The organism is Mycobacterium celatum (genome assembly GCF_002101595.1).
Classification (GTDB): Bacteria; Actinomycetota; Actinomycetes; order Mycobacteriales; family Mycobacteriaceae; genus Mycobacterium; species Mycobacterium celatum.
Map to the genome: position 1 here is coordinate 25,809 of NZ_LQOM01000033.1, position 21,289 is coordinate 47,097.

General features: G+C 66.4%; 20 protein-coding genes and 1 pseudogene. 12 read left to right on the plus strand and 9 right to left on the minus strand.

Features of this window, described 5'->3' with window-relative positions; translation table 11 throughout:
• Positions 1 to 12: 12 nt before the first annotated feature.
• Positions 13 to 720 carry a type 1 glutamine amidotransferase domain-containing protein gene (locus AWB95_RS14745; RefSeq protein ID WP_062541103.1) on the minus strand — a complete coding sequence of 236 codons (708 nt, stop codon included), beginning with the start codon at positions 718 to 720 and terminating at the stop codon, positions 13 to 15.
• A gap of 205 nt (positions 721 to 925) precedes the next feature.
• Between AWB95_RS14745 and AWB95_RS14750 the strand changes: the two genes are divergently transcribed.
• Positions 926 to 1,612, plus strand: coding sequence for a TetR/AcrR family transcriptional regulator (locus tag AWB95_RS14750; protein WP_084707247.1), 687 nt, complete (start codon positions 926 to 928; stop codon positions 1,610 to 1,612).
• On the opposite strand, the gene AWB95_RS14755 is transcribed toward AWB95_RS14750, so the two are convergent.
• The 4 genes from AWB95_RS14755 to AWB95_RS14770 all read right to left on the minus strand — a co-directional run bounded on the left by AWB95_RS14755 (position 1,609) and on the right by AWB95_RS14770 (position 7,161).
• Positions 1,609 to 2,601 carry an NAD(P)H-quinone oxidoreductase gene (locus AWB95_RS14755; RefSeq protein ID WP_062541102.1) on the minus strand — a complete coding sequence of 331 codons (993 nt, stop codon included), beginning with the start codon at positions 2,599 to 2,601 and terminating at the stop codon, positions 1,609 to 1,611. The genes AWB95_RS14750 and AWB95_RS14755 overlap by 4 nt on opposite strands.
• 279 nt (positions 2,602 to 2,880) lie before the next feature.
• Positions 2,881 to 4,890 carry a fatty acid desaturase gene (locus AWB95_RS14760; RefSeq protein ID WP_062541101.1) on the minus strand — a complete coding sequence of 670 codons (2,010 nt, stop codon included), beginning with the start codon at positions 4,888 to 4,890 and terminating at the stop codon, positions 2,881 to 2,883.
• A 126-nt stretch (positions 4,891 to 5,016) separates the two neighbouring features.
• Positions 5,017 to 6,252, minus strand: a complete 1,236-nt coding sequence (locus AWB95_RS14765; RefSeq protein WP_062541100.1) for a PucR family transcriptional regulator — start codon at positions 6,250 to 6,252, stop codon at positions 5,017 to 5,019.
• A gap of 96 nt (positions 6,253 to 6,348) precedes the next feature.
• Positions 6,349 to 7,161 (minus strand): DUF1906 domain-containing protein, encoded by an 813-nt coding sequence (locus AWB95_RS14770; RefSeq protein ID WP_062541099.1) that lies wholly within the window; start codon positions 7,159 to 7,161, stop codon positions 6,349 to 6,351.
• Between the two features lie 125 nt (positions 7,162 to 7,286).
• On the opposite strand from AWB95_RS14770, the gene AWB95_RS14775 reads away from it, so the two are divergent.
• The 3 genes from AWB95_RS14775 to AWB95_RS14785 are packed head-to-tail and all read left to right on the plus strand — an operon-like array spanning position 7,287 to position 9,283.
• Positions 7,287 to 7,532, plus strand: coding sequence for an AbrB/MazE/SpoVT family DNA-binding domain-containing protein (locus tag AWB95_RS14775; protein WP_062541098.1), 246 nt, complete (start codon positions 7,287 to 7,289; stop codon positions 7,530 to 7,532).
• Positions 7,516 to 7,938, plus strand: coding sequence for a type II toxin-antitoxin system VapC family toxin (locus AWB95_RS14780; protein WP_062541097.1), 423 nt, complete (start codon positions 7,516 to 7,518; stop codon positions 7,936 to 7,938). The genes AWB95_RS14775 and AWB95_RS14780 overlap by 17 nt, the downstream gene beginning before the upstream one ends.
• Before the next feature lie 55 nt (positions 7,939 to 7,993).
• A complete protein-coding gene (locus AWB95_RS14785; protein ID WP_062541096.1) occupies positions 7,994 to 9,283 on the plus strand; it encodes a DUF2786 domain-containing protein in 1,290 nt (429 codons plus the stop codon).
• A 114-nt stretch (positions 9,284 to 9,397) separates the two neighbouring features.
• Here AWB95_RS14785 and AWB95_RS14790 read toward each other — a convergent pair whose 3' ends face one another.
• Positions 9,398 to 10,303, minus strand: a complete 906-nt coding sequence (locus AWB95_RS14790; RefSeq protein ID WP_062541095.1) for an IclR family transcriptional regulator — start codon at positions 10,301 to 10,303, stop codon at positions 9,398 to 9,400.
• A 64-nt stretch (positions 10,304 to 10,367) separates the two neighbouring features.
• Here AWB95_RS14790 and AWB95_RS14795 point away from each other — a divergent pair, with 64 nt between their 5' ends.
• The 4 genes from AWB95_RS14795 to AWB95_RS14810 are packed head-to-tail and all read left to right on the plus strand — an operon-like array spanning position 10,368 to position 14,593.
• Positions 10,368 to 11,306 (plus strand): SDR family oxidoreductase, encoded by a 939-nt coding sequence (locus AWB95_RS14795; protein ID WP_180275998.1) that lies wholly within the window; start codon positions 10,368 to 10,370, stop codon positions 11,304 to 11,306.
• Positions 11,303 to 12,094 (plus strand): acetoacetate decarboxylase family protein, encoded by a 792-nt coding sequence (locus tag AWB95_RS14800; protein WP_062541094.1) that lies wholly within the window; start codon positions 11,303 to 11,305, stop codon positions 12,092 to 12,094. The genes AWB95_RS14795 and AWB95_RS14800 overlap by 4 nt, the downstream gene beginning before the upstream one ends.
• Before the next feature lie 2 nt (positions 12,095 to 12,096).
• Entirely contained in the window at positions 12,097 to 13,311 is a 1,215-nt protein-coding gene (locus AWB95_RS14805; RefSeq protein ID WP_062541093.1) for an amidohydrolase family protein, read from the plus strand.
• Positions 13,312 to 13,324: 13 nt separating this feature from the next.
• The gene (locus tag AWB95_RS14810; protein ID WP_085168355.1) at positions 13,325 to 14,593 is read left to right on the plus strand and encodes an amidohydrolase family protein; all 1,269 of its coding nucleotides are present in this window, start codon (positions 13,325 to 13,327) and stop codon (positions 14,591 to 14,593) included.
• Positions 14,594 to 14,618: 25 nt separating this feature from the next.
• Here AWB95_RS14810 and AWB95_RS14815 read toward each other — a convergent pair whose 3' ends face one another.
• Entirely contained in the window at positions 14,619 to 15,512 is an 894-nt protein-coding gene (locus AWB95_RS14815) for a helix-turn-helix transcriptional regulator (RefSeq protein ID WP_062540552.1), read from the minus strand.
• Between the two features lie 100 nt (positions 15,513 to 15,612).
• On the opposite strand from AWB95_RS14815, the gene AWB95_RS14820 reads away from it, so the two are divergent.
• The 4 genes and pseudogenes from AWB95_RS14820 to AWB95_RS14835 all read left to right on the plus strand — a co-directional run.
• Complete coding sequence (locus tag AWB95_RS14820) at positions 15,613 to 16,497, plus strand: aldo/keto reductase (protein ID WP_062540551.1); 885 nt, start codon at positions 15,613 to 15,615, stop codon at positions 16,495 to 16,497.
• 9 nt (positions 16,498 to 16,506) lie between these two features.
• A complete protein-coding gene (locus AWB95_RS14825; protein WP_062540550.1) occupies positions 16,507 to 17,496 on the plus strand; it encodes an aldo/keto reductase in 990 nt (329 codons plus the stop codon).
• Positions 17,497 to 17,508: 12 nt separating this feature from the next.
• On the plus strand, positions 17,509 to 18,558 hold the full coding sequence (locus AWB95_RS14830) for a zinc-dependent alcohol dehydrogenase family protein (protein WP_062540549.1): 1,050 nt from the start codon (positions 17,509 to 17,511) through the stop codon (positions 18,556 to 18,558).
• A gap of 29 nt (positions 18,559 to 18,587) precedes the next feature.
• A pseudogene (locus AWB95_RS14835) lies at positions 18,588 to 19,021 on the plus strand (LLM class flavin-dependent oxidoreductase); the annotation flags it as partial.
• Positions 19,022 to 19,113: 92 nt separating this feature from the next.
• Here the strand turns inward: AWB95_RS14835 and AWB95_RS14840 are convergent.
• Complete coding sequence (locus AWB95_RS14840) at positions 19,114 to 20,097, minus strand: glycoside hydrolase family 6 protein (RefSeq protein WP_085168356.1); 984 nt, start codon at positions 20,095 to 20,097, stop codon at positions 19,114 to 19,116.
• A 57-nt stretch (positions 20,098 to 20,154) separates the two neighbouring features.
• Positions 20,155 to 21,186 (minus strand): fused (3R)-hydroxyacyl-ACP dehydratase subunits HadA/HadB, encoded by a 1,032-nt coding sequence (locus AWB95_RS14845; protein ID WP_062540548.1) that lies wholly within the window; start codon positions 21,184 to 21,186, stop codon positions 20,155 to 20,157.
• Positions 21,187 to 21,289: the final 103 nt, after the last annotated feature.

The following is a 21,289-nucleotide window of genomic DNA, read 5'->3' on the forward strand; positions in this document are numbered from 1 at the left end:
CAGGTGTGGACCTCACGCGGCAGCGGCGGCGATTTCGGCCACGAGGCGCCGAGCGAGTTTCTCCGAAGATTGTGGATTCTGCCCGGTGTAGAGGTTGCCGTCGACGACCACGTGAGGGCGCAGCGGAAAACCCTTGGAGTAGTCCACGCCGGCTTCCCTCAGCCTGTCCTCCAGCAGCCAGGGTGCCTTCTTGGCGAAGCGGTTGAGCAGCTCCTCGCGGTTGGACAGCCCGGTCATCTTGCAGCCGGCGAACGGCGACCTGCCATCCGGTCCGGCTGCCGCCAGGATCGCCGCAGGTGCATGACACAGCAGCGCCAGCGGCCGGCCGGATGCCAAGCGTTTGGCCAGCAACGCACCGGACGTCTTGTCATAGGCCAGATCCTCCATGGGGCCATGCCCGCCGGGGTAGAAAATCAGGTCGAAGTCGTCCGGATCGACAGTGTCCAGGGGTACGGGATGGTCGAGCACATCGGAGATGCGGTGCAGGTAGCGCCGGACTTTGCGCCGCGTCCACGGCATTCCGCCGGAGATCCCGAGGCTGAGTTGATCCAACGTCGGGGACTTGCCCCCCGGGGTGGCGACGGTGATGTCCCATCCGGCCTCCGAAAAGATGCGATACGGCATCGCCACCTCTTCGGCCCAATACCCAGAGGGATGCACCGTCCCGTCGTTGAGTGTCCAACGGTCGGCCGCTGAAATCACCATCAGAACCCTTGTCATGGCTCACCCCTCCCGATGCATATGCCAGCCAGACTCGTCGCCAGACGCGGTACTCCCGGCTCAATGTGTACAGCGCTCACATTAGCGATTAACGGTCGCGGCGTCAACGGCGCGGCTCAAACCGTGCTTGGCCTCGCCCGCATTTAATGAGCGGTGCTAACATCATGGGGAATGTAAACGGTGTCCACACTCGGTAGGTTCAGATATGCCCCCGTCGTCCAAGCGCTATCACCATGGCGATCTGCCCGCTGCGCTGGTGCGTGCCGCCATTGATCTTCTCGAGGAAGGCGGGGCGGCCGAGTTGTCGCTTCGCGAGGTGGCGCGCCGCGCCGGAGTGTCACCTTCTGCGCCGTATCGCCATTTCGCCGGCCGCGACGAGCTGTTGTCGGCCGTAGCGGCCGTGGGTTATCGCGAATTGGGTGAAGCGTTGGTCAAGGCGCATGCCGCGCCGAACTCGGCCGACGACCTCGCCGACATCGCGGTGGCCTACGTGCAGTTCGCGCTGACGCGACCCGGGCTTTTTCGCGTCATGTTCGGCGAGCCGTGTGACCCCAATGCTCCCGACCGGGTGGCGGCTGTGGAGACAATCCACGGATACCTCAAATCCGTTGTGCAGAAGGTATTTCCAGCTGCAGATCCGGAGGCGATGTCGACAGCGTCGTGGGCGCTGGTCCACGGCCTGGCTTTTTTGCACCTCGACGGCAAGTTGGACGTCTCATCCAAGCGGGCAGTCTCCAACAGGGTCAGAGGAGCCGTGCGCGCAATGATGTCGAATCCGCTCGACACCGTCGTCGCATCGAGCGCCTCGACGGCACCCATACGGGCTCGCTCCGGTAGAAGTCATGCAGGATCCGCGGCGAAGGCCCGAGCAAGCCGGGCGACCCGCCGCTAGGGTTGACGCACCGTCAGCACCACCTTGCCGATCGTCTTCGCCGAGTCCAGCAAGGTATGTGCCTCGCCGGCGTCGGTGATCGGCACTTCGGCGCAAACCACCGGCGCGACGGCGCCGTCGGAGATCAGCGGCCAAAGATGTTGCCGCAGTGCGGAAATGACCTCGGCCTTAGAGCCTGGGCCGTCCTGGGGCCGGCGCCGCAGGTTGGTCACGTGCACCGAACCCCGTTTGAACAGCAGCAGCCCAAGATTCAGCTCCGCGGTGGCTCCGCCCTGCAACGCGATGATCGTCAGGTGGCCGTCGTCGGCCAGCGATTGGACGTTGCGTTGCAGATAGCTGCCGCCCATGATGTCGAGGATGGCGTTCGCGCCGCCGAGCTCGTCGGTCACAACCTTCGCGAAATCCTGGTCGTGGTAGTTGATTAACGTCTGCGCCCCGAGTTCCCTACAGCGGTCCAACTTGTATCTTGATCCGGCCGTGACCGCGACGTGGGCACCCAGCGCACGGCACACTTGGATGGCGTGGGTGCCGATGCCGCTGCCGCCACCGTGAATGAGGGCCACCTGCCCGCTGCGCAGACCGGCGGTCATCACCAGGTTAGACCACACGGTAGCTGCCGCCTCCGGCAGTGCCGCCGCTGCGGTCAGGTTCACACCTTGCGGCACCGGCAGCACCTGACTGGCCGCCACGTTCACCCGTTCGGCATAACCACCGCCGGACAACAGCGCGCACACCGCATCACCGGGGCTCCAATCCTCAACCTCGGAACCAACTTCGGCGATGACACCGGAGACCTCAAGGCCGAGAGTGTCGCTGGCGCCGGGCGGCGGCGGATAAAACCCTTGGCGTTGCATCACATCGGCACGGTTGACTCCCGCCGCAGCCACATCGATGGCAACCTCGCCGCGGCCGGGCGCGGGCAAATCATCAACCTGTGTCCACGCCATCACCTCGGGGCCTCCGAATCCGCTGAGCGTGACCGCGTACATGCTGTCCTCCCTATGCTCGAATGTGTACGCCGCTCACATTAGTGGGGTTGTGAGCATTGTCAACATCGAGGGTGCGCGGATGCGGCGGTGCCAGTCGCACACCTGCGGGCCTTGCCCTCGGATGACGGAAGGAAAGCGGACTCCGCGAGCGACCACCACGACTGTGTTTCGGCCGACAGTCGGCTCGGCGCGCAGCGCTCCGCCAGTGAGCGTCGCGGCGACGTGTGCTTCAGCCCCGGTCCAGCCTGACAGGATTCAAACCCGGGGCTACTGTGCTTTTCAGCTGTCGTAGTCGACTGCGACCGCCTGCGTGGTGGGATGAGATTGGCAGGTCAGTATGAAGCCGGCCTCGAGCTCGGCTGTGTTAAGTGCAAAGTTTTGCTCCATCGATACTGCTCCTGTCGTGATCCGGGCTTTGCAGGTGCCACAGGCGCCGCCGAGGCATGCGTACGGCGCGTCGATGTTGTTTTTCAGCGCGGATTCGAGGACGGTCTCACCCGCGGCGAGTTCCACGGTGTGCTCCGCGCCGGACAGAGTGATGGTCACTTCGGACTTGCGAAAGTCATCAGCGTGTGCGGATTGCTTTGTGCCGCGGAACAGTTCGAGGTGGATCCGCTCGCTCGGCACCCCGACAGACGCAAGGTCGTCGCACATTGTCGTGACGAGATCGCTTGGGCCGCACAGGTACCAGCGATCGATCGAAGCGAGGTCGTCGGCGAGCAGCCGTCGAACCATCGCCGAGTCGATGCGGCCGCGAAGAGAGGCGGGGTGGTGCGGCTCGGCGGAGCGGACGTGGCAGATGCGTAACCGGTCTGCATATCGCGTTTCGAGCTCGTCGAGTTCGGTGGCGAACATGGTCGACTCTGCGGTTCGGTTGCCGTAGAAGAGGGTGAAGCGGCTCTCGGTCTCGATCTCCATCGTGGTGCGCACGATCGACAGGATGGGTGTGATGCCGCTGCCGGCGGCTACCGCGACGTAGTCGCGCCGAGCGAGTGGATCAAGCGGTCCGCCGAAGCTACCTGTGGGCGTCATCAGCTCCAAAACGTCACCGGCCCGCAGCGTTTCGACCGCGAAGCTCGAGAACATCCCGCCGGCGATGCGGCGTACTCCGATCGCCAATTCTCCCGAGGTGGCCGAGGTGCAGATCGAGTAGTTTCGTCGCACCTCCTTCCCGCCCATGCGGTGTCGGACGGTCAGGTGTTGGCCCGCCTGGAATTGGAATTGGTCGCTGAGGTGATCGGGAACGTCGAACGTGACCTTGACGCTGTCTGGGGTCAGGGGCTCGACGCTTTTGACCGGGATCGGGTGGGTGCTGGCGTGGCGCGCCGCGGACGAACGCGGTATTCGGACTGGAAGCAGCGCAGCTAGTTTGCCGTTGAGGCGTTTCCATTCGTGGTACTGCGTCGCGTCGAGCTGCTGTCCGAAGACGGTGCTTATCGCCGAGCCGCGCTCGAGGTAGGCGGCCTCGTTGCGTCGCCAGGCCGCGACGTAGCGGTAGAAGGGGATGGAGGGGTGTAAGTGGTGGACCAGGTGATAGTTCTGCGACAAGAGCAGGGGAGTCAGGATCCACTCCGAGCCGACGCGGTTGCGGGTCGCGCGATAGCGGTTCTCGCGTTGGGTGTCTTCCAGGTCGTGATGCGGTAGCCAGTCGAACCACCACGCCAGCACGAACATCGCCACCCGCTCGGGGATCAGGTAGATCAGCGCGAGCGTCCACAGATGTCCGGTGAAGGCGGCCCACACGATCATCGTCACCGCGAAGGTCATCAACGCCGCCGTTTCGAGGATCTCGGCGCGTGGCCGCCTGCGCAGGTTATGTACCAGGAAACTGATGTATGGCAGGTCCATGGCCGGGAAGCGGATGGGCAGCTGCCACCAGGGCGCGGCGCTGACGAAGTGGTCGGGATCGGACTCACCGTCATTGGTGTTGCGGTGGTGCTCAATATGGATGAACGCGAACGACCTGAATGAGATCAGAGACGAGACGAAGAACATTGCCACGCGACCGAAGGCGACGTTGACCCAGCGATGTGAGCTGATCGAGTAATGCGACGCGTCATGCAATACGGTGAACAGCACGAAGATCGCCGCGGCGCTCGCGGCGATCGTGGCGACCGCAGGCACCGCGCCGGTCAGGGCAGCCCACGTCGATGTGCCGAAGAGCGCAAGCGCGAAAGAAAAGATGCCGACTATCGGCCAAGACAACGTCGGAACCTGCTCGCCCGGATCAGGCAAGGCATGCTGCGAGGCTGCTGCTGCGGGTTGGGTGTGTTGAGTCGTGGTCACCATCGGAAGTCCTCGGTCGCGCTTCGGGATGAGATGCTTCGCAACCTACGAAGAACCGGTGTCGGTCAACAAGGCCCTCTCAGCCCTTTGCGGTGTGCTGCGAGCACATCCAGCGCGCTCGGGCTCCTGTCAACGAGGCGATGACTCGGGCAACACCGAGGCCCCCAGCACGTCGCAGACGAGTAGGGCGGCGTGCAGTTCGGCGACGTGGACCGTTGCGGGCCGGCCCCTGCGCTCTTCGGCACGACGCACCCTTTGCAGGACCGTGTTCTTGTGGATTCCCAAGGTGCGTGCTGCGGTCGTCAGACTCCCTTGCGCATCGAGAACAGCCAGGAGGGTGGCGCGCTCGTCGCGCGCTTTGGTGTCGTCCCGTGCGAGATCGCCGAGCTGAGCGGCAACGAAGGCCCTTGCCGCATCCAGGTCGCGCGAGATGGCATCCACCAACGCGACATCGCTGAACTCGGTGATCGACGGCGCCGCGCGCCCCGACAGTTCGACGACCCGGCGAGTGCGTAGAGCCTCGAGGTGGGAGGTGCGGAAGCCCGCGGCCCCCTGATGGGGCGAGCCCACCGCGATGTGAACGGGAGACTCCGTCGCCATGCCCGCGAGCGACGTCCGGGCGTCCCCGGTGATCGAGGCCCATCCCCACACCGCGAGTGGGCCGTCCGCCACGACGAGTGAATGACCCGCCCCGAGGTACCGACCAACCTGCCGAGCGAATCCCTCGAGGTCGACGCCGCGGTCGTCGACCCAGCACACGAAACCGATCTGCCGGCCCGTGAGCCGGTGGCTGAGCACACGTTCGGCCCGGGCAAGGTCGACACGTTCTCCAGCCAGCAGCGCCCGCACGACATCGTCGCGCTCGGCTCGTGCCTGGTTCTGGCGGCGGTCGAGCTCAGCGATGTACTCGGCAGCCACCAGACTGGAGATGCGGTCGATATAGCGAAACCCGAACCGCTCGAGGTCGATAAACGTCCTCAGCGCGACAGCGGGATCGTCGATCCAGTCAGTGAGCGACTCGGAGAGCATCTCGGTGAAGTACTCATGACCCAACCGATAGAACCGCAGCATCACATCGACGCTGTGCCCGCGTGATGCCATTGCTCGTGCGTGTTCGAGCGCCGTCACCGGCGCCTCCGCCGCGGCTACGTCGATCCCATGACGAAACATCGAAAGCACGGCTTCGAGATTGGACGAGCACGATCCCAGGGTCAGGCCGCGAAGCTCCGCATCCCCGCCGACTTCCGGTATCCGCTCGGCGATATACAGGAGCATGTCGTCAGCGAGGCTGGACACATTCGCCAGCAGAGACGCAGCGATACCTTTTCCCACGTCCGCGCCGCGGGCCGGCTCAAGCGCGTCCATAACTGCACACTAACGGCGGCGCGATTGGCCAACGCCGTGAACTGGGCGGGTGTGCGGGACGCCGACCATCGGTAATGGCGGGGTCCTGCCACGACCTCACCGATGTAGGTTCCACTGGCCGCAATCCTGGGCCAGAACGTCGTTGACGTCGACTTCGAGGCCGCCGACCAGCGGGCCTGGATTCGACGCGGTGCTCACTATGCGCTGGTAGAGAACGGCGGCGGGGTCGACCTGATTGCCAGACCAGGCTCGGGTCTGCCAGGCCCACCGGTGACCGGGCGTACGCGAATTCCCGATGACGCCATCTGCCGCGGCCCACTGGCACACTTTGATGCCCCCGTAGACGCCGGTGCGCTGCACGCCGAGGACCGAGTTGATTCCGCGAAACCACTGCAGCGCCACCGTGTTCCAGGTGTCGCGGTCGATGTCGTCGTCAATGGTGAAGAAGATCGGCGCACTCTGGCCGCCACCGGCCGCGGTATGCAGCTGCCAGGCGGTGCGAGCGTCGGCGACCCCGCCGGCAAACCCGCGCGTGAAGTCCGATGGTGCTGTCCCGCCCGGCTTTCCGTATTGATAGTTGCTGACGATCACCAGCCCGGCGGCGGTCAGAGACTCGGCGTAGGGCCGGGTGATCGGCTTGGCGCCAAACGACGAGCCTGGCCGCGATAGCGAGACGTAGTTGACCACCCCGGAATAGCCGGCAGCTCGGATTTGCTCGGCCGGAATCTGGTGCATGGCGAAGTCGATCAGTTGCGGGCGAGCGGCGGCCGTCGCGGTAGGGGCGCCGGCATTTGCTGATGCCGCACCGAGCCCGGCCAGCGCCGACACGGCTGCGGCATAACGGAGTGCGTCACGCCGGGAAACCGGGCGGGATCGCCGGAGGCTGATTGTCCCCGACGAGTCCTGCATCGCGCGATGTTAACAATGTGGCTGCTGTTAACCGTGTAGCCTCACCGCGCCGCGGGCCGGGTAAGTCCTGCTCCACAGGATGCCTGCCATCGACCATTTTGCCAATCAAATGGTAATCTAATGCCATGAACGTGACGGTGGATCGGCTAGGACGGCTGGTCATCCCGAAAGCGCTGCGGGTGGCGCTCGGGATCACCCCCGACACGCAGCTCGAACTGATTCCGGACGGATCCGGTCTGCGGATCGAGCCCGTCCAGCGGCGTGCCCGCCCGATCGAGACGCGCGACGGTCTTCCGGTACTCGGCCGGGTGGAGGGTGCAGTGCTGACCGATGACGACGTGCGCCGACTTCGCGATGACATCCAACGATGACCTTTGGGCCTGCGACACCAGTGTCGCCGTCGCCGCACTTGATTCGACCCACGAAGCCCACCCGGCCTGCCGCCGAGCCCTTGTTCAGCGTCGTCCCGCGCTGGCGGGCCACGCGATGTTCGAGACGTATTCGGTGCTCACCCGCCTGCCTCTGCCGCTCCGCCTGAACGCAACTCAAGCGGCCTCAGTCCTGGCGAAGGCGTTCCCGGCCGAGTGTTGGCTCGACGCACGGGCGACCGGGGATCTTTTCCAGCGGCTCGCCGGCCTCGGCATCGTCGGCGGGTCGGTGTATGACGCTCTTGTCGGTCAGGCGGCCTCGACGAATCGGCGCGTGCTGCTCACCCGTGACCGTCGGGCAGAGCGCACCTATCGCGCACTCGATGTGCCATACCAGTTCATCGACTGAGCAGGGCGGCGCGCCTGACGTAACCTGTCGGACCCCTTCGGAACACTTCGGGTGCATGAGCAGACGCAACCGAGAGAAGCGGGCAGCCAAACACAAGAACCGGCGCCGCGCCAAAGACGAGCGCGCCGGCTTCGATCCAGGGCCGGACCGCGCGCTGATCGTCGAAAGCCTCGTCGTGGCATTGAGCACGGCCGCGTCGGGTGCTGCCGAGCAGGTGCCGCGTCGCGCCGCCGAACTGCTCAGGGAGTGCCGGGCGTTTGCACGCGAGCTAGCCGTTGCGGCTGACCTCGCCATGAACGAGGCCATCCGAGCGGCCTGGGAGCACGGCTGGCAGCCGTCCGACTTGCACGAAATCGCCGGTCGCCGACTGAAGCCAGCCGAGGTCCGGTACCTCGACGAGGCCATCGTCCTCGAGTCTCGGCAGTACGCGACCGCGACACTGCACCCGGCCTGGCGTGCCGACATCGCCGGGCTCTCGGCCACTGTCGGCGCACGTACACAACCGCCGCAGATGTGGCGGTGGGCGGCCTCGAACGCCGCCGACCGGTGCGAGGCCCTGACCGTCGTCCTCAAACTGCTGAATCTTCTCGGCAGACTCCCCGTGCTGGAAGTGATCGTGCCGTTGCCCGGTGCATACCGGCACACGGCAACGGTGGTCAGCGATGCCGGCGAAAAGGCCCTCGGTCGGGTGCGCGCTCTGCTGGCCAAAGCGGAAGCCACCGAGTTCCCCGACGAAGCGGAGGCCCTGTCCGCTAAGGCCCAGGACCTGATGAGCAGGTTCTCATTGAAAGATGCGCTGGCCCAGCATGATCGTGGCCGGAAGCCCGCTGCGGCCGCGCGACGGATCTGGATCGACAACCCCTACGTCGCCGCCAAGGCGACGTTGGTGCAAGTGGTCAGTGGGTGCAACCGGTGCCGCGCAGTGTGGGCGGAGCGGCTCGGATTCGTCACCGTCATCGGCTGCGAAACCGACCTCAACCTGGTCGAGCTGCTCACCACGTCGCTGCTCGTCCAAGCCAACCGAGCGATGCTCAGCGCTGGACGCGGCGGCGGTGCGCAAGCGCGGTCCAGGTCATTTCGCCACTCGTTTTACGTCGCGTACGCGCAACGCATTGGTGAGCGGCTCGACAGCGCGAGCGCATCGGTCAGCGCGGAGGTCGAGCGCGAGGCTCGACTGCTGCCCGTGCTGGCGGCCAACAGCCGGGCGACCGAAGAGCTCACCCAACGGCTCTTCCCGTCGACGGTCCCTCGCGCAGTGGCCGTGTCCAACGGCGCCGGTTGGGGTGCCGGCCGCGCGGCGGCGAACATGGCGGTGCTTGACGCACGCGATTCGATCGCGGGCTAATTGCAGGGTCTCACCGAGCGGTTGTCTGAACCCAAACGGCCGCACCTGCGCCAACGTCGCCCGGCCGTGCCGGGCAACACCCAAAGTTGTTGTGCCGACAACAGCTCCGGGCTTCTACATATCGATCGGACCCGCGTGGGACTTTTCGGCCAACGCGGCGCTTAGCTGGCTGGTCGCCGAAGAGAGTTGCGCCCCCAGACGGGTGACCGCCGCGCCGCTCATCGGCTCGGCGCTGGGGACCAGGCTGAGCATCAGGGCGATGCGCGACCCCTGCTCCAGGATCGGCGAGTCGATGTGGCTCACCTCGTAGGTGCGGTCGGGGTTCAGGTTGATCGGGAACCACTCCTCGGTGTGAATGAGTTCGTCGGTCAACGCCTGCGCCAGTTGGCTCAGCCGGGTGGAACGTACCTCCGCACTGCGCACGATCTGCGCCAGTTCCCGCAGCCGCAGATCGGGCAGGATGTGCAGACCGACTGCGTAGCCACGCCGCTTGGCGGCGACCAGGGCCCGCCGGTAGCGATCGCGCACGTCCTCGGGCAGGGCGGCCAGCCAGCGCTCCCGAGCCTCTGGCCCGGCCCAGGCAACGATCGACGCCCCATATGGCGGGCGGTGGGGGAACTGGGTGCCGATGGGCATCGGGTGACCGCCGCCGTGTGGGCTTCGAACCTGGTCGACGACGGTGGAGTGGTCATCGCTGACCGAAAAGGCGATGCAGTGCGCGCCGGTCGCGGCCGACAGCTCGGCCATCGCAGAGCGGGCCAGCACCAGGGCCGGATAGCGGCTCGCCGCCTCCCGGCCGAGCCGGACCAGAGCGGGACCCAGGTGGTAGGTCTTGTCCACCGGATCGCGCAGCAGCCAGCCGGCCCGCAGCAGTTCGGAGAGCATCGAATGGCAGCTGGCCTTATGGACGCTCAGGTGGCGCGACACCTCGGCCAATGTCATCCCAACGCTTCCCTCGCCTGCCAGATGCTCGAAAAGGTTCACCACCCGCTCGGTCTGGGGAGAAGGACGCGGAGCCATAAGCCAATGGTCGCATAATGCGACTGCTTGCGGTGATATGCGCGACCATGTGACGATTGCCACAATGACTGACCTTCACGGCAAGGTGGCCGTCGTAACCGGCGGTGCCGGAGGCATCGGCCAAGCGATGGGCAGGCGTTTCGGTCGCGAAGGCATGAAGGTGGTGCTGGCCGATGTCCTCAAAGAACCGCTGGACCAGGCAAGCCGGGCGCTCGCCGACGAGGGCATCGAGGCGGTCGGGGTGGTCACCGACGTCACCGACTATTCCTCCGTCGAATCGCTCGCCAAGGAGACGCTCGATCACTTCGGCGCCGTGCACGTGGTGTGCAACAACGCCGGCACCGGCGCGGTCTCCGAGGGTTACATGTGGGAACACGACCTGGCCGACTGGCGCTGGGGAATCGACGTCAACGTGCTGGGCGTCATCCACGGCATCAAAGCCTTCGTGCCCATCCTGCTCGAGCAGGGCGAAGGACACGTCGTCAACACCTGCTCCGGCAACGGCGGGTTCGCGCCCATTGCCCGCGGGGCCATGGGCGGACCGGCTAATGCGGTCTACCCGATGACCAAGGCTGCCGTGCTCTGCCTGACCGAGAGCCTGTACACCCACCTGCAGATGACAGGGACGCGGGTCCGGGCACACGTCCTTTTCCCCGGCGGCTTTTTGAACACCGGCATCTGGGAGTCGTGGCGGCACCGGCCAGAGCGCTATGCCGCAACGCAGGAACGTCGCACACCCGAGCACACTTTGGCCGACGTCGTGGCCCGCTTCGAGGCCGCCGGCTCACGTGTCGAGTTCACGCCGCTTGAGACGGTCGCTGACCACGTCGTGGAGGGAATCCGGGCTGACCGGTTCTGGATGATGGGCCCGCCCACAGCCGCCGAGGACGTCGTGAGCCGCAAGGCGGCCTCGATTCTCGCTCGCAGCAATCCCGACTATCTGGTCGACGTTCTCGGCCAGAGCGCCGGGAAGGAGCCGCAAACCAAAGGAGCAGCAACATGATTCGCTACGGTGCCCGCCCACCCGAGGCACAGGTCGACCACGAGATCGACGCCACCAAGGCACCCATCGCTACCGAAGCGGTCACCGTCACCTACCTCACCGATCCGGAGATCGTGGCGGCCGTACTCCCCAAGCCGCTGGAGCCGGCGGCCGAGCCGTTGGTGCGTGTTCAGCTTCAGCGGGTCCGGATCGAGGGGAGGCCGCCGTTCGGGTCGGCGGTGTTTTCGGTGACCGCCCGGCACGGCGAACTCCAGGGCGACTACCCCCTGTTCATGCCGCAGTCCACCGAGCAGTCGGTCACGGGCGGACGCGAAACATTCGGCGAGCCAAAGAAATTGGCCCACATCGAGGTGGAGCGCGACGCCAACAGCGTCACCGCCACCGTTGACCGGCTGGGCTATCAGCTCATCAGAGTGCACGGTCGGGTCACCGGCCCGGCGGCCCCACCGCCCGACCAGGTGAACACCGAGTTCTACTTCAAGTTCTTGCGTGCCCCCGACGGCAGCGGCATCACCGATCCGCACCTGGTCTACGGCGAGTACCACCGCCACTACGAGCTGCTCGAAAACATCGAGGGCACACTCGAATTAGGGGACTCTCCGCTGGATCCGGTGGCCGACATCGTGATTCGCCAGCTCACGTCGATCACCTGGTGTCGCCGGCGGACCGCGCAGGTGGGACGCATCGCGGAGCGGGTGCCTGCCGAGTGGCTGCTGCCGTATGTGCACCAGCGCTACGACGACGTGGCACTGCTCGCGGCCCCCAGACCTGAGCCGACGCGGGTATAGCGATGGAACGGTACACGGTCATTTCGGCCGACTGCCACGCCGGCGCGGACCTGCTCGACTACCGCGAGTACCTCGATCCGCAGTACCGGGACGAATTCGACGGCTGGGCAAAGACTTACGTCAACCCGTTCGGCGACCTTACCGAGCCCGACGCCGAACGCAATTGGAACAGCGATCGGCGCAACGCTGACCTGGATTCCGAAGGCATTGCGGGGGAGGTCATTTACCCCAATACCGTGCCGCCGTTCTTCCCTCAGGCGAGCCTGGCCGCGCCCCCGCCGGAGACCGCCCGGGAGCTCGAGCTGCGCTGGGCCGGCCTACGGGCGCACAATCGCTGGCTGGCCGACTTCTGCTCCGCCTCGCCCGAGCGGCGCGCCGGGGTGGGCCAGATCCTGCTCGGAGACCTCGACGAGGCCGTGGCCGAGGTGGCACAGATCGCCAAGCTGGGGCTGCGCGGCGGTGTGCTGCTGCCCGGCGTCGTACCCGGCACCGGCATCCCCCCGCTCTACGCCGAGCACTGGGAGCCGCTCTGGGCGGCGTGCGAAGAAGCGGGCGTGGTGGTCAACCACCACGGCGGCAGCGCCGGGCCGAGCCCGACCGACGGGTGGGGCAGCTCGTTCGCGGTGTGGGTGTACGAAACGCATTGGTGGGCTCATCGGGCCTTGTGGCACTTGATCTTCAGCGGCGCGCTGGATCGCCATCCGGACCTCACCGTGGTCTTCACCGAGCAGGGCGCCGGGTGGATACCGGCGACGCTGGACTCGCTGGACGTGGCGGCGGCCCGTTACGGGCGAGCGAACTCGGCGATCGCGCGCTTCGCCGGGCCCACCGCCGGCTCGCTGCCGCTCAAGCCCAGCGAGTACTGGGCCCGCCAGTGTTACGTCGGTGCCAGCTTCATGCGACCCGTCGAATGCGCCGAGCGCCACCGCATCGGCGTCGAGAAGATCATGTGGGGAAGCGACTACCCGCACTTCGAGGGCACCGCTCCCTACACGCGGGAGGCGTTGCGCCACACCTTCAGCGGTGTCCCGGCCGACGAGGTGGCGGCCATGGTGGGCGGAAATGCGGCGGCCGTCTACGGCTTCGACCTCGAGGCCCTCGCACCGCTGGTCGACCGCATCGGCCCGACCGTGGCCGAGGTCGCCGAGCCGCTGCCGGCCGTGCCCGCCGACGCGCGCAGCACCGTCTTCGAACCCGACCCGATCCGTGCCTGGTAACGAAAGGACCACCGTGGAGCCTTATCTCATCATCTCCGCCGACTGTCACGCCGAACTGCCGACCGAGCGGTACCGCGAATACGTCGACCCCGAATACCGGGAGGACTTCGAGGCCTACCTGGCCGAGAAGGCCGCCGCGTCGCAAGTCGGCGGGTTCATCGACGAGCAGTTCGCCGAGCAGTGGTTCTCCGAGCATGGCGAGGGCATCGCCGGCGGATGGGATGTCGGCCTGCGGGACAAAGAGCTCGACGGCGACGGAGTGGTCGGGGAGGTCATCTTCCCCGACGCCGACGCGGTGACCGGGGTCGCCGGTGCCCCGTTCGGGGCCGGCCTGGGCCAGTCGGGCGAGCTCGACCCGGGCCGCGCGATGGCCGGGGCGCGGGCGCACAACCGCTGGCTGGCCGAACTGTGCAGCCACAGCCCCGAGCGGCGGGCCGGGGTCGCGGTCGTGCCGATACTGGCGGACGTCGACGCGGCGGTCGCCGAGATCACCCGAGCCGCCGAATCCGGACTGCGGGGCGGGATCCTGATCCCGGCACGCTGGGTCGGCTACCCGCCCTACCACGACCGTCGCTACGACAAGGTCTGGGCCGCCTGCCAGGACCTGCAGATGCCGGTACACACCCACTCCGGGCCCGCCCCGCAGGAGGAGTACGGCGGGCACCTCGGCATCTACGTCACCGAGGTGCGCTGGTGGGGTGCCCGGCCCCTGTGGTTCGCGCTGTGGTCGGGCGTGTTCGAGCGGTTCCCCCGGCTGCGATGGGGCGTCACCGAATGCGGTGCGTTCTGGGCCAACGACCTGCTGTGGCTGATGGATACGCGCTATCTGCGTGAGCATTCGGCCAAGAAGATGAGCCATCAGATGGAAGGCGATCTGACGATGCCGCCCTCGGCCTACTTCGACCGGAACTGTTTCATCGGGGCCACCACGACGGAACGCAGGGAGCTGGCGCGGCGCTACGAGATCGGCGTGTCAAACATGCTGTGGGGCAACGACTTTCCCCATCCCGAGGGGACCTGGCCGCACACCCGCGACTGGCTCCGCCGCTCCTTCTGGGACGTCCCCATCGAGGAGACCCGCCAGATGCTGGGTCTGGCAGCGGCCGAGGTGTACAACTTCGATCTGGACGCCCTCGCTCCGCTGGCCGAGCGCATCGGCCCGGCCCCCGAGGATCTCGGCCAGGACGACGCGGTGAGCATTCCCAAGTGGGAGACCGCCCGCCGGTTCGGACGGCACTGGCTGACGGAGACCGAGCCCATCCCCGACCTTGTGGAGAACTGAGCATTCCCGTGGCCAGCGGTCCGCCTTAGCTCTTGGCCGCAGTCCGTTCCGAGGGAAGGTCGTCCTGGCTGGCCGCCCAGGATGCAAGCAGTTTGAGTCCGTCCGCCGTCGGAGTATTCGCGGCTGCCGTATAGATGTTGAGCTGCAGGCCGGGCTCGGAGGGCAGCTCCATGGCCTCGAAGTCGAGGTCGAGTTGGCCAACGACAGGATGCCGCAGCCGCTTGCGACCGGAACGATGGAATCGCACGTCTTGGGAGGCCCACCGCTGCCGGAACAACTCACTGCGAGTGGACAATTCACCGACCAGGGCGATCAGTTCTTCGTCGTGTGGGTTGTGACCCGCCTCGAGACGCAGCATGGCAGCGGCGTCCTTGGCGATCTGGTCGTAGTCGACGAAGAACCGCTCGGCCGCCTCGGGGTTCAAGTACACGAATCGCGTGGTGTTCGCCGGCCGGCGTGGATCGGCAAGCACGGGGGCGTAGAGCGCGCGGGCGAGTTGGTTCATCGCGAGTACGTCGTGGCGACCGTTGCGGATCCAGGCAGGCGCGCCGGTGATGGCGTCGAGAACCTGCTGCAGCGCGGGTCTGATGGTCGCCGGAGTCCTCCGCTTTCGACGGCGTGTTCCCGTGCCGGACTCGCGGGCGAGAGCATAGAGGTGGTCGCGCTCGGCCTCGTCGAGCTGCAGCGCCGAGGCGAGCGCGTCCAGAACGCTCTCTGAGGCGCCGGCCAGACTGCCCCGCTCCATCCGGATGTAGTAGTCCACGGAGACCCCGGCGAGCATCGCGACCTCCTCGCGCCGTAGCCCCTTGACCCGGCGGGTGCCGCCGTACGCCGGCAGGCCCGCCTGCTCCGGTCTGATGCGCGCACGCCGCGAGGTCAAGAACTCCCTGATCTCGCTGCGCAGATCCATCGCGGACATATCTCCACCGTAGGTTCGCCCGGCCCGATCAGAGGGGTACTGCCAGTGCCCGGTTCGGCAGGCACTCCCTGGTGCCCGCTGGCGAACCTACGGTCGAGGCATGAGCCTTCCCACCTACACCTTGAACAACGGCGTCGAGATACCGGTCCTCGGATTCGGCGTCTACCAGACACCGCCGGAACAGACGATTGCAGCTGTCCAGGTCGCGCTGGAGACGGGTTACCGCCACGTCGACACAGCGGCGGCGTACGGCAACGAGCGCGAGGTTGGCGAGGCGATCCGGCGCTCCGGCCTGGACCGCGGCGAAATCTTCGTCGAAACCAAGGTCTGGATCACCGATTTCGGCTACGACGCCACGCTGCACGCCTTCGACAAGGCGACCGGCAAGCTGGGAGTCGGCCAGCTCGATCTGCTCATTCTGCACCAAGCGTTGCCCAGTGAGTTCGAACTGACCATTGACGCCTACAAGGCGCTGGAGAAGGTGTACGCCGACGGCAAGGTCCGCGCGATCGGTGTCTCCAACTTCATGCCGTCGCACCTCGAACGGCTGCTGGCCCAGACCGATGTGGTTCCTGCGGTCAATCAGATCGAGGTTCACCCCTATTTCCGGCAGTCGGAGTTGCTCGCCGTTGACGACAAGCACGGCATTCTGAACCAGGCCTGGTCGCCGATCGGCGGCATCACGTTCTATCGCGACGGCTCGCACGGCTCGACGCTCGAGGACCAGGTGATCGGCGAGATCGCGGCCGCGCACGACAAGACGCCCGCGCAGGTGATGCTGCGCTGGCATCTGCAGCAGGGCCGCCAGGTGATCCCAAAGTCGGTGACGCCGTGGCGAATCCGAGAGAACTTTTCTGTCTTCGACTTCGAGCTCACCGCCGACCAACTCGCCGCCATCGACGCCCTGGACACCGGTGTGCGCGGCGGCCCCGAGCCCGAAGACATCACCCGCGAAACCTTCGGCATCGAAATCCCGCAAGCCTGACGAGGATTCATGCATACACGTTCCCTCGGTCAAGGCCTGCGGGTCTCCGCCATCGGTCTTGGCTGCATGGGCATGTCGCAGAGCTACGGCCCAAATCCTGGGGACCGCGACGACATGATCGGCGTCATCCGCTACGCCGTCCACGAGGCGGGGATTACGTTCTTCGACACCGCCGAGGTGTACGGCCCCCATGTCAACGAGGAGCTTGTCGGCGAGGCACTGGCACCGCTTCGCGACGAGGTGGTCATCGCCACCAAGTTCGGTTGGAACATCGCCGACAACAAGATGATTGGGACCGACTCGCGGCCGGAGCAGATCAAGCGAGTCGCTGACGCATCCTTGCGACGCATGCAGACCGATGTGATCGACCTCTTCTATCAGCACCGGGTGGACCCTGATGTACCGATCGAGGACGTCGCCGGAACGGTCGGGGAGCTCGTGCAGGCCGGTAAGGTGCGACACTTCGGCTTGTCGGAGGCAGGGGCTGCGACGATTCGGCGCGCCCACGCCGTGCACCCTGTCACGGCCGTACAGAGCGAGTATTCCCTGTGGACCCGCGATCCAGAGCCGGAGGTCCTTCCGACCTGCGCCGAGCTCGGCATCGGGTTTGTGCCGTTCAGCCCACTCGGCAAGGGCTTCCTCACCGGCACTGTAGGGGTCTCGACCGACTCCTCCGCCGGCGACATCCGCACCACGATCCCGCGATTCAACGCCCAAAACCTCAGCGCCAACCAAGCATTGGTGGGCCACGTCCGCGCCCTTGCCGAGGCAAAGGGCTGTAGCACCGGTCAGATTGCACTGGCCTGGCTACTTGCCCAGCAGCCGTGGATCGTACCGATTCCAGGTACTCGCCGCCCCGGCCGAGTCGACGAGAACGCCCGCTCAACCCAGGTCGCGCTCTCGGCCGATGAAGTCGCCGACCTAGACGCCCTGGCCGCGCGGGTGGGCGTCCAGGGCGACCGCTACAACGCCGCCGGCATGGCAATGGTCGGACTGTAGAGGAGAAAGAACATGAGAGCTGCAATCTTCAAGGAAGCAGGCAAGATTGAGATCGGAGAACGGCCCGATCCGGCAGTCGTCGATCCGACCGACGCCGTCGTTCGAGTCGTCATGGCGTGTGTATGTGGATCGGATCTGTGGTATTACCGCGGAGACACAGACTTTCCCGCCGACAGTCCAATCGGTCACGAATTCATCGGCATCGTCGAACAGGTCGGCGACGACGTCACGACGGTATCGGTGGGAGACTTCGTGGTCTCGCCGTTCGCTTACAGCGACGGAACATGTCCGGACTGCCGAGCAGGCATGACCACCGCGTGCGCACGGGGCGGCTTCATTCCCGACAACGGCGACGGCGGACAAGGCGAACTCGTTCGGGTGCCCCTGGCCGACGGCACGTTGGTTACCGTGCCCGGCTCGCCAGCGGACTACAGCGACGACGTGCTGGCTTCGCTGCTGGCACTGTCGGACGTCATGGGAACGGGCCATCACGCTGCGGTGAGCGCCGAGGTCGATGCCGGCGACACCGTCGCGGTTGTCGGTGATGGGGCGGTGGGGCTGTGCGCCATCATCGCCGCGAAACGGCTTGGTGCGGAACGCATCATCGCGATGAGCCGGCATCCCTCCCGGCAACAACTGGCCCTTGAGTTCGGTGCCACCGACATCGTCGACAGCCGTGGCGACAAGGCGGTCGAAGAAGTGGAGAAGCTCACCGACGGCGTCGGAGTGGACGCCGCCCTGGAGTGCGTGGGAACCAACGAAGCGATGCAGACTGCACTGAAGATCAGCCGTGCGGGAGCCATCGTCGGCAACGTCGGCCTCCCGCACGGCGTCGAGATTCCGGCGCAGGGCATATTTCTACGCAACGTAGGCGTTCACGGCGGACCGGCGCCAGTCCGTGCATACCTGCCCGAACTGATCGCCGATGTACTGGCCAACCGAATCAACCCCGGCAAGGTCTTCGATTACACGACTGACCTCGACGGTATTGCCGAGGCGTACGCCGCGATGGACCAGCGTCGCGCTATCAAGTCGCTCATCAAGGTGCGCGATCGCACATGAGCCGTTTCACCTAAGCTGCCGCCATCCTCATGGCCCGCCCCGATGCTCCCAATCTCGTCGACGACGTGATTACCCAAGCCCGACAAGCCCACGAGCTCGGCGTCGCCCAGGTGTGGTTGCCCCAGCAGCAGAACTACGACGCGATCGCGGTAGCCGCGCTCGTCGGAGCCGCCGTGCCCGGGCTGGGCGTGGGCACCTCGGTGGTGCCGATCAACCCCGCCACCCGCTGATCGTCGCCTCGTTGGCGCAGACGGCGCAGGCCGCCGCGCACGGCAACTTCAGCCTCGGGCTCGGGCTGGGTCCCCGCAAGATCGAACGCCAGACCTTCGGCGCCGCATGGCCGAACACCATTACTCGGTTACGCGAGCATCTGACGATCCTGCGGTCGGTGTTCAACACGGCGGGCGTCGACTACCACGGGAGCGAGCTCGGCGCCAGCCCCACCTGGCCTGTGCAGGTGCCACCGACGTGGTAATCAGCCCGCTTGACCGCTCCGCCTCCGTAGACCGCAACGCGCTGTGGAGGCTCGCCGCCACGCTGTGAACTGCTCGTGAACTAGTGGCCGGCGTTCCGGGCAAGATCGATCGCGTATTGGCTGACGAAGGTGCCGGCCTGCGGTTCCCCGCGGCCGCACGACCCGTCGGATTCACCCGGACGTTTGATCCATAGATAGGCGTCGGCGTGTGCGCCAGCTGTCGCCGTGGTGGGCGGGGTACCCAGGGCACGGCCGGCTGGGTTACACCAATAGAGTTCGCCGCCGGCGGGTCCGGCACCGTTGCGCGACGTGTCGATAACGTAGTTGGATCCGTTCGTCAGCCCCGAAATCGCTTCGCCGTAACCGATTTCCTCGTCGGTGGTGAAGAAGTTGGCGGTGTTGAGGCTGAAACCCCGTGCCTTGGCCACGCCGACTTGGTTGAGCCTGGCGGCCATCTCGTCGGCGTTGATCCAGCGCGAGTGTCCTGCGTCGATGTAGACGGCCGCGGCCGGGTTGCGGGTCAGGGTGTCGACGGCATACCGGATCAGCTCGAAGCGCTCCTGGCGCTGGTCGGGCGGCAAGCAGTCGGCCATGGCCAACGCATCGGGTTCGAGGATGACCGCGGCGGGGCCGGCGCCGATGGCGGATGCGACGCCGTCGATCCACCCCCGGTAGGCGCCCGCCGACCCGAATCCGCCCGAAGCGAAGCTTCCACAGTCACGATGCGGGATTCCGTACAGCGCCAGAATCGGCACGGCGCCGGCAGCCTGCGCCCCGGCGATGTACTTCGCGTCCACAGCGGGAGTAGACGCCTGGTCCATCCAGTAGGCGTGCGGCGTGTTCGCGATGGCCGTCAGCTCTGGGCTCGGCGGATTGGCGCCTTGCGCGGCGCGCATGGCCTTCGATGCGGGATCGACATACAAGGGTTTGCCGGCCAACGGGTTGTCGTTACTGGCCAGCCGGATCGGGGGGGTCTGGATCGGGTCGGCGACAAGGCCGACAAGGGCCGCAACCGTCAGAAAGGGGGCAATCCACCGCGCGACTGCACTAGCAGCTGAGGACATCACGTCAGGAAGTTAGCGTTTCAACGGATTGAGCGCCAAACCGCCCCGGCGACCGGGTCAACGGAAGCGGATGTTCGCCGTCGCCAGGCCGAAGATCTTCCGGCCGGCGGACTTCGCGCCGACGATGACGACGCCGGAGCGCGTTGCCGGGTCCAGCGACTTGATCCGGCCGCTGAACTCGATGTCGGCCCCCTCTTTGGCCGACACGATCGCCGGCGCGGACAACCGCACCGCGTAGCGGGTAACTGCACCGGGGTCGCCCGACCATGCGGAGACAAACCCGGCGCCCAAACCCATCGTCAGCATCCCGTGCGCGATCACGTCGGGCAGCCCGGCGAGCTTGGCGATGTCTTCGTCCCAGTGAATCGGGTTGGCGTCGCCGGCCACGCCGGCATAGTTCACCAGGTCACCGCGGGACAGCCGGGTGTGGTGCACGGGTAGCTCGTCGCCGACCTTCACGTCCTCGAACGACGGCGTGCCCGGCGTGCGGGTCATGCCGGCGTCGGCGATCCGAATCTCCCCCTCGGGGCGCACCGTCTTCTGGTAGGCCGCATCGTTTTCGCCGATTGCGGCGATGTCCACGTCATGCATCATCGCCTTCTGCGCGGCCGCCTTGATTGCCGGATCGACGTCCTCGGCGGTCAGGCCGACGACGGTGGTGTGCAGCGTGTGCACCCGCTCGCCGGCAGTGTCGGTGAAGGTGTTGGTCACGGTGATCAGGTCGCGGCCGGCGATCCTGCGCACCGACGACAGTTCGACGTCGATCTTCAGCTCGTCGCCGGCAACGATCGGGCGGTGCTGCTCGAAGACTTCTTCGGTCTGCATGTAGGTGTCGTAACCGACGACCACCGATTCGAACATGCGGCGGTTGCACGCCATGGCCGGGGTTGACGTGAAGGTCAGCGGCGCCACCAGACCCGAGTAACCCAGGTCTGCGGCGGCGGCGACGTCCCAGTGTGCGGGGTGATAGTCCTGCACCGCGCGCGCGTATTCACGTACTTTCTCGCGGCCTACCAGGTAGGGGTAGTCCATCGGGTAGTAGTGGCCGACCCGCGATTCGATGGTCGACGCCTCTGCTGCTGCGGTCATGGCTGTGCTCAACCGTTCTGCCGGCTTGTTCGGAGGCCGACGCAAGCACACTAACCCGCTAAGCCGTGCCGGCGGATCATGGGCGGCAAGTCGACCGCGCTCC

Excerpts from the sequence above, each read along its gene's own strand:
- AWB95_RS14745 (WP_062541103.1), bottom strand. The coding sequence starts at position 720 with ATGACAAGGGTTCTGATGGTGATTTCAGCGGCCGACCGTTGGACACTC.
- AWB95_RS14750 (WP_084707247.1), top strand. The coding sequence starts at position 926 with ATGCCCCCGTCGTCCAAGCGCTATCACCATGGCGATCTGCCCGCTGCG.
- AWB95_RS14755 (WP_062541102.1), bottom strand. The coding sequence starts at position 2,601 with ATGTACGCGGTCACGCTCAGCGGATTCGGAGGCCCCGAGGTGATGGCG.
- AWB95_RS14760 (WP_062541101.1), bottom strand. The coding sequence starts at position 4,890 with ATGGTGACCACGACTCAACACACCCAACCCGCAGCAGCAGCCTCGCAG.
- AWB95_RS14765 (WP_062541100.1), bottom strand. The coding sequence starts at position 6,252 with ATGGACGCGCTTGAGCCGGCCCGCGGCGCGGACGTGGGAAAAGGTATC.
- AWB95_RS14770 (WP_062541099.1), bottom strand. The coding sequence starts at position 7,161 with ATGCAGGACTCGTCGGGGACAATCAGCCTCCGGCGATCCCGCCCGGTT.
- AWB95_RS14775 (WP_062541098.1), top strand. The coding sequence starts at position 7,287 with ATGAACGTGACGGTGGATCGGCTAGGACGGCTGGTCATCCCGAAAGCG.
- AWB95_RS14780 (WP_062541097.1), top strand. The coding sequence starts at position 7,516 with ATGACATCCAACGATGACCTTTGGGCCTGCGACACCAGTGTCGCCGTC.
- AWB95_RS14785 (WP_062541096.1), top strand. The coding sequence starts at position 7,994 with ATGAGCAGACGCAACCGAGAGAAGCGGGCAGCCAAACACAAGAACCGG.
- AWB95_RS14790 (WP_062541095.1), bottom strand. The coding sequence starts at position 10,303 with ATGGCTCCGCGTCCTTCTCCCCAGACCGAGCGGGTGGTGAACCTTTTC.
- AWB95_RS14795 (WP_180275998.1), top strand. The coding sequence starts at position 10,368 with ATGACTGACCTTCACGGCAAGGTGGCCGTCGTAACCGGCGGTGCCGGA.
- AWB95_RS14800 (WP_062541094.1), top strand. The coding sequence starts at position 11,303 with ATGATTCGCTACGGTGCCCGCCCACCCGAGGCACAGGTCGACCACGAG.
- AWB95_RS14805 (WP_062541093.1), top strand. The coding sequence starts at position 12,097 with ATGGAACGGTACACGGTCATTTCGGCCGACTGCCACGCCGGCGCGGAC.
- AWB95_RS14815 (WP_062540552.1), bottom strand. The coding sequence starts at position 15,512 with ATGTCCGCGATGGATCTGCGCAGCGAGATCAGGGAGTTCTTGACCTCG.
- AWB95_RS14820 (WP_062540551.1), top strand. The coding sequence starts at position 15,613 with ATGAGCCTTCCCACCTACACCTTGAACAACGGCGTCGAGATACCGGTC.
- AWB95_RS14825 (WP_062540550.1), top strand. The coding sequence starts at position 16,507 with ATGCATACACGTTCCCTCGGTCAAGGCCTGCGGGTCTCCGCCATCGGT.
- AWB95_RS14830 (WP_062540549.1), top strand. The coding sequence starts at position 17,509 with ATGAGAGCTGCAATCTTCAAGGAAGCAGGCAAGATTGAGATCGGAGAA.
- AWB95_RS14840 (WP_085168356.1), bottom strand. The coding sequence starts at position 20,097 with ATGTCCTCAGCTGCTAGTGCAGTCGCGCGGTGGATTGCCCCCTTTCTG.
- AWB95_RS14845 (WP_062540548.1), bottom strand. The coding sequence starts at position 21,186 with ATGACCGCAGCAGCAGAGGCGTCGACCATCGAATCGCGGGTCGGCCAC.